Consider the following 742-nt stretch of genomic DNA (forward strand, 5'->3'; position numbering starts at 1 on the left):
TGGTCATCCATGACGCGGATCCCGGCAGGCGAGAGCGCCAGTCGGGCACGGTGCCCGAACTGCCGCTTCACCAGGCCGAGTTCACTCACGACGATCACTATACTATTCTGGTGTATGTCATCGCGATGGAATCCAAACCCCGATATATCAGAACGGGCCGTCACGTCGTCTAGAGTCTGCATGTCCACTTGGTGTTCGTCACCAAGTACCGGCGGAAGGCGTTCACCGACGAGATGCAGACGCGCTGCGAAGAGATCATGCGGGGGTATGCGCCGACTTCGAAGCCGACCTCAAGCGGTTCAACGGAGAACCGGATCATGTACACCTGCTCGTGCACTGCCCGCCGAAGGTCCAGCTCTCCAAGCTGGTCAACTCCCTGAAAGGCGTCTCCGCCCGGCTCCTGCGCAAGGAATACGACGCCCACGTCCGCCGGTACCTGTGGGGCGGCCACTTCTGGTCCGGCTCCTACTTCGCCGGAAGCTGCGGCGGAGCACCACTCACCGTCGTGCAGCAGTACATCGAGCGACAGCAGCGCCCCGTGAGCTGAGCTGAATCGTGCGCGTCAGAGCAGTTCTGAGATGGCCCTCACCACCGCCCTGAAGAGCGGCGCACTGGCCAAGATCAAAGGTAGAACTCCTCCGCCGCCCGGTCTCCGTCCCGGTACAGCGTCCGCCGGTCGGGCGACTGCTCACCGGGGAAGAAGTGCTGCGCCGAGCGCATCAGGCGCTCGAGCGCCTCACCG

1 pseudogene is annotated in these 742 nt (G+C 63.5%); it reads left to right on the plus strand.

From position 1 onward, the window contains the following. The first annotated feature begins 176 nt into the window (after nt 1-176). A pseudogene (gene tnpA / locus BZY54_RS46605) lies at nt 177-547 on the plus strand (IS200/IS605 family transposase). The last annotated feature ends 195 nt before the right edge of the window (nt 548-742 follow it).

It is taken from the genome of Streptomyces carpinensis, from assembly GCF_002154505.1.
GTDB lineage: Bacteria > Actinomycetota > Actinomycetes > Streptomycetales > Streptomycetaceae > Streptomyces > Streptomyces carpinensis.